This is a genomic window from Streptomyces sp. NPDC005899 (assembly GCF_040629645.1).
In the GTDB taxonomy this organism is placed as follows: domain Bacteria; phylum Actinomycetota; class Actinomycetes; order Streptomycetales; family Streptomycetaceae; genus Streptomyces.
The window spans coordinates 1-5,527 of record NZ_JBEXWB010000385.1 but is presented as its reverse complement, the minus strand read 5'-3'; the positions used below and the strand labels follow the sequence as shown (position 1 = coordinate 5,527).

The following is a 5,527-nucleotide window of genomic DNA, read 5'->3' as shown; positions in this document are numbered from 1 at the left end:
CCGCCGCCCACGCCCGCACGGCGGACCCCGGCGACGCCCGCGGGGCGGACTCCGGGCAGCCCCTGCTCGGCCGGGCCGACCTGCCCGCCGAAGGGCTCACCGTGCTGCTCGGTCCCGCCTCCGAGGTCGGCGCCGCGCTGGCCGCCGGCCGGCCCGACCGGGCGGCCGCGCTCCTCGCCCCCTGGCGGGAGGTCTACGGTGACGCCCTGCGCCTCGAAGCCGTCCACCACGGCCGCGAGGGCACCGGGCCGGGATCGCTGCGGCTCGCCGCCCGTACCGTCGGCTTCGCCGCCGAGCACGGGGTGCGGGCCGTCCTGACCAACGCCGTCCGGTACGCCGACCCGGGGCAGGGGCCCGTCGCCGACATCCTCGACTCGGCCCGCAGGCTCGTCCCCGTAGACCCCCGCCGCTCCGCTCTCGACAGCGGGGAGCGCTGGCTCAAGGACACCCGTGCGATGCGGGAGACCGCCGAGCGGATCACCTCCGCCGCCGGACTCGGCCCGGGCGCGGGGGAGCGGCTGCTCGCGGAGACCCGGCGCACCGCCGACGCCTGCCGCGTCGACCCCGCGGACGACCTCGGCATCGGTTCCGTCCACTTCCCCGAGCCGCACCTCGTCGGGGCGGAGCGGCGCACCGCCCAGCGGGTCCTGGCCTCCCGGGCCGCCGCGGGCATGGTGCTGCGCGGGCTCGACGGCAGGCGCGACTACTGGGAGCGGATGCACCACGAGCTGGACATCATCGCCCACCACGGCTTCGCCTCCTACTTCCTCACGGTGGCCCAGGTCGTCGACGACGTGAGGGGGATGGGCATACGGGTCGCCGCGCGCGGCTCGGGGGCCGGCTCCCTGGTCAACCACCTGCTCGGGATCGCGCAGGCGGACCCCGTCGAGCACGGTCTGCTCATGGAGCGCTTCCTGTCCACGCGGCGCTTCGTGCTGCCCGACATCGACATCGACGTCGAGTCCGCCCGCCGTCTGGACGTCTACCGCGCGATCATCGGACGCTTCGGCGCCGAGCGGGTCGCGACCGTCTCCATGCCCGAGACCTACCGGGTGCGCCACGCCATCCGGGATGTCGGGGCCGCGCTCTCCATGGACCCGGCCGAGACCGACCGGCTGGCCAAGGCCTTCCCGCACATCCGTGCCAAGGACGCCCGCGCCGCGATGGCGGAGCTGCCCGAGTTGCGTGCCGTGGCGGGGCGGAAGGAGAAGTACGGCCGGCTCTGGGAACTGGTCGAGTCGCTGGACGCGCTGCCGCGCGGTATCGCCATGCACCCGTGCGGGGTGCTGCTCTCGGACGGCTCGCTGCTGCGCCGCACGCCGGTCGTGCCCACCAGCGGCGAGGGCTTCCCGATGGCGCAGTTCGACAAGGACGACGTGGAGCACCTGGGGCTGCTCAAGCTCGACGTGCTCGGCGTGCGGATGCAGTCGGCGATGGCGCACGCGGTCACCGAGGTGAAGCGGGCGTCGGGTGAGGAGATCGATCTGGACGCGGTACCGCCGGACGACCCGGAGACGTACCGGCTGATCAGCAGTACCGAGACACTGGGCTGCTTCCAGATCGAGTCGCCGGGGCAGCGGGACCTGGTCGGCAGGCTCCAGCCCTCCACCTTCCACGACCTGGTGGTCGACATCTCGCTGTTCCGCCCCGGACCCGTCGCCGCCGACATGGTGCGGCCGTTCATCGAGGCCAGGCACGGTCGGGCGCCCGTCCGCCACCCGCACCCCGACCTCGAGGAGGCGCTGCGCGGCACCTACGGCGTCGTCGTCTTCCACGAGCAGATCATCGAGATGGTGGACGTCATGACCGGCTGCGGCCGGGGTGAGGCCGACCGGGTGCGGCGAGGTCTCTCCGACCCCGAGTCGCAGAGCCGGATCAGGACCTGGTTCGCGGCCCGGGCGGCGGAGCGGAAGTACGGCGCGGAGGTGATCGCCCGGGCCTGGGAGATCATCGAGGCGTTCGGCAGCTACGGCTTCTGCAAGGCGCACGCGGTCGCCTTCGCCGTGCCGACGTACCAGTCGGCCTGGCTCAAGGCGCACCACCCGGCGGCCTTCTACGCCGGGCTGCTCACGCACGACCCCGGGATGTATCCGAAGCGGCTGCTGCTGGCGGACGCGCGGCGGCGCGGGGTACCGGTGCTGCCGCTGGACGTGAACCGGTCCGCGGCGGCCCATCGAATCGAACTGGTGTCTGGCGATAGTGGGGAGAAATGGGGATTGCGGCTCGCGCTCTCGGACGTCCACGGCATCAGTGAGGCCGAGGTCGCCCGGATCGAGGCCGGACAGCCCTACGCCTCCCTGCTCGACTTCTGGCAGCGGGCCAGGCCCGGAAAGCCGGCGGCCGAACGGCTGGCGCAGGTCGGCGCGCTGGACGCCTTCGGCGCCAACCGCCGGGACCTGCTGCTGCACCTGTCCGAACTCCACCGCGCCCAGCGGGGGTCCGGAGGCGGGGGAGCCCAGCTCCCGCTCGGCGACGGGCACCGTACCGGCACCATCGGCCTGCCCGACCTCAACGACGCCGAGCGCCTCAGTGCCGAACTCGGCGTCCTCAGCATGGATGTGTCACGCCACCTGATGGGCGACCACCACGCCTTCCTGGAGGAGCTCGGAGCGCTCTCCGCGAAACGGCTGCGCGAGGCCAGGCACGGCGAGACCGTGCTGGTCGCGGGCGCCAAGGTGGCCACCCAGACCCCGCCGATCCGCTCCGGCCGCCGGGTCGTCTTCACCACCCTGGACGACGGGACGGGCCTGGTGGACCTGGCCTTCTTCGAGGACAGCCACGCCGCCTGCGCGCACACCGTCTTCCACTCCTGGCTGCTGCTGGTGCGCGGTGTGGTCCAGCGGCGCGGTGCGCGCAGCATGAGCGTGGTGGGGTCGGCGGCCTGGAACCTGGCGGAGCTGGCCGAGCTGCGGCGCAGCGGCGGACTCGACGCGGTCGCCGCACGGCTGGCCGAGGTGCCCGCCGCCGAGGAGGAGGCGGAGGCGGAAGGAGCGCCCGGACGCCGGATCCGCCTGTCCACCGGCTACGAGATGAACCCGTGGGCCGATCTCCAGCCGGCCGGTGAAGGGGTGCCCACCGGAAGGAAGTTGTGGCACCGGAGCCCGGGGAGTGCGGGATGAGCGAGCGGTCGGGCACCACCGGTGGGAAACGGCCCGAGGGCACCGGCGAGCAGCTGACGGTCACGAGCGGCCCGCCGGCGGGCGCCGGCGAGCGGCCGACCGGCACGGGCGAGCGGCCGACGGTCCTGTGCCTGCGGTTCCGCCGGATCGGCGGAGGGCTGCCGGACAGCGCCGGTTACGAAGGGCTGCTCGCCCTCCTCGGCGCGTTCACCCCGGTCGTGGAGGCCGCGCCTCCCGACGGGGCACTCGCCGACATCGGTGGCTCCCTGCGGTACTTCGGGCAGGACGCGGCGGGCCTGGCCTCGGTGATCCGGGTCCGCGCGCTCGCCCTGCACGGTGTGGACTGCGCGATCGGTGCGGCCCCGAATCCCATGCTGGCCCGGATGGCGGCGCGTCGGGCGGCGCCCGGGACGACCTTCGTGCTGCCCGCCCGGGAGGTCGCCGGCTTCCTCGAGCACAGGCCCGCCGCCGCGCTGGACGGCGTCGGGGCGGCGACCGCGCGCACCCTGTGCGGGTACGGGCTCGACTCCGTCGGCCGGATCGCCGCCGCACCGCTCGCCACCCTGCAGCGGATCACCGGGGTGCGCACCGGGCGCGAGCTGTGGGAGCGGGCGAACGGCATCGACCGTACGCGGGTGGTACCGAACGCGGCGGCCCGGTCGATCGCGGCCGAACGGTCCTTCCCGCGCGACGAACTGGACCCGGAGCAGCACCGCCGGGCGCTCCTCTCGCTCACCGAGGAGCTGGGTGCCAGGCTGCGCGGCGACGGCCAGGTGTGCCGCTCGCTCGCGGTCTCCGTGCGGTACGCCGACCGGACCGGATACTCGACGCTGACCCGCGGCCGTACGCTCCGCGAGCCCACCGCCCACTCGGCCGACCTCACCGCGCTCGCGTACCGGATCCTGGACTCGTTCGGGTTGCAGCGGGCGCGTGTGCGGGGGGTCGCGCTGCGCGCGGAGGGGCTCACGGATGCCGAACGGGCCTCCCACCAGCTCACCTTCGACCCGGTGGACGAGCGGGCGCGCCGCATCGAGGAGGTCTCCGACGAGCTGCGGGCGAGGTTCGGTCCGCAGGCGGTGAAGCCGGGGCGGCTGGCCGCCTGATCCCGGCCCGCGGGTTCCGGCCCGCGGGTTCCGGTCTGCGGGTTCCCGCCCGCAGGCTCCCGCCGCGGGTCCCCCGCGCCTTCGCCGCGGATTTTTTACTCGCGCGTAACTTCCCGGGCCACCTTACCCACGCGTAATTTGGCATGAGCACGTTCGTGGAGGGGCGCGTGGAAGAGCGCGCAGAAGGGCACGTGGAAGCCCCGCACCTCCAGCTCGTTCCGCCTGCGGTCCGGACCGCAGGGCGCACAGTCATCGCCACTCCCTTGAGCCGCAAGGAGAACACACGATGCTGCCCTGGATCCGTGCCCCGCGCACCCCGCGCGCACGCCGAACCCTCGCCGCACTGCTCCTCGCGGTCGCCGCAATCGCCACCCCCACGGCGACCGCGACCGCGACCGCAGCCACCCCCGCCGCAGCCGCCGCGTCCCGCGGCTGGAACGACTACTCCTGCAAGCCCTCCGCCGCCCACCCCCGCCCCGTCGTCCTCGTCCACGGGACCTTCGGCAACTCGATCGACAACTGGCTGGTGCTCGCGCCCTACCTCGTCAGCCGGGGCTACTGCGTCTTCTCGCTCGACTACGGCCAGCTGCCCGGGGTGCCGCTGTTCCACGGCCTCGGCCCGATCGACAGGTCGGCCGGGCAGCTCGACGCGTTCGTCGACAAGGTGCTCGGCGCCACCGGCGCCCCGAAGGCCGACCTGGTCGGCCACTCGCAGGGCGGCATGATGCCCAACTACTACCTCAAGTTCCTCGGCGGCGCGGCCGAGGTGAACGCCCTCGTGGGGATAGCCCCCGACAACCACGGCACCACCCTCCTCGGACTGACCGCGCTGCTGCCGTACTTCCCCGGCGCCGGGGACCTGCTCACCGAGCACACCCCCGGCCTCGCCGACCAGGTCGCCGGGTCCGCCTTCATGACCAGGCTCAACGCGGGACCCGACACCGTGCCCGGCGTCCGCTACACCGTCATAGCGACCCGCTACGACGAGGTCGTGACCCCGTACCGCACGCAGTACCTCGACGGGCCGAACGTCCGCAACGTCCTTCTCCAGGACCTGTGTCCGCTCGACCTCTCGGAGCACGTCGCCATCGGGACCGTCGACCGGATCGCCTTCCACGAGGTCGAGAACGCGCTCGACCCGGCGCACGCCACCCCGACGACCTGCGCCTCGGTCATCGGCTGACCGGGCCGGCCCTCCACGGGCCTGCCCGGGCCGGGGGGGGGGGCCCGGCGGGGGGGGGTCGGGGCGGCCAGGGGTGGGGTCAGGTGGTGGCGCGCGCCTTGATGCACTTCGGGTAGGGGCAG

3 protein-coding genes are annotated in these 5,527 nt (G+C 74.2%); all 3 read left to right on the top strand.

What is annotated here, in order from left to right; genetic code table 11:
* Window positions 1–3,119, top strand: a 3,119-nt coding sequence (dnaE, locus tag ABZ371_RS28215; RefSeq protein WP_358684696.1) for a DNA polymerase III subunit alpha, incomplete at its 5' end; no start/stop codon positions are given.
* Window positions 3,120–3,250: 131 nt separating this feature from the next.
* Window positions 3,251–4,222: a hypothetical protein gene (locus ABZ371_RS28210; protein ID WP_358684699.1), complete on the top strand. Its 972-nt coding sequence runs from the start codon at window positions 3,251–3,253 to the stop codon at window positions 4,220–4,222.
* 286 nt (window positions 4,223–4,508) lie between these two features.
* Window positions 4,509–5,405 (top strand): alpha/beta fold hydrolase, encoded by an 897-nt coding sequence (locus ABZ371_RS28205; protein ID WP_358684693.1) that lies wholly within the window; start codon window positions 4,509–4,511, stop codon window positions 5,403–5,405.
* Window positions 5,406–5,527 lie beyond the last annotated feature (122 nt).

Bases quoted from the DNA above. Each gene is read 5' to 3' on its own strand.
- ABZ371_RS28205 (WP_358684693.1), top strand. From the start codon at position 4,509: ATGCTGCCCTGGATCCGTGCCCCGCGCACCCCGCGCGCACGCCGAACC.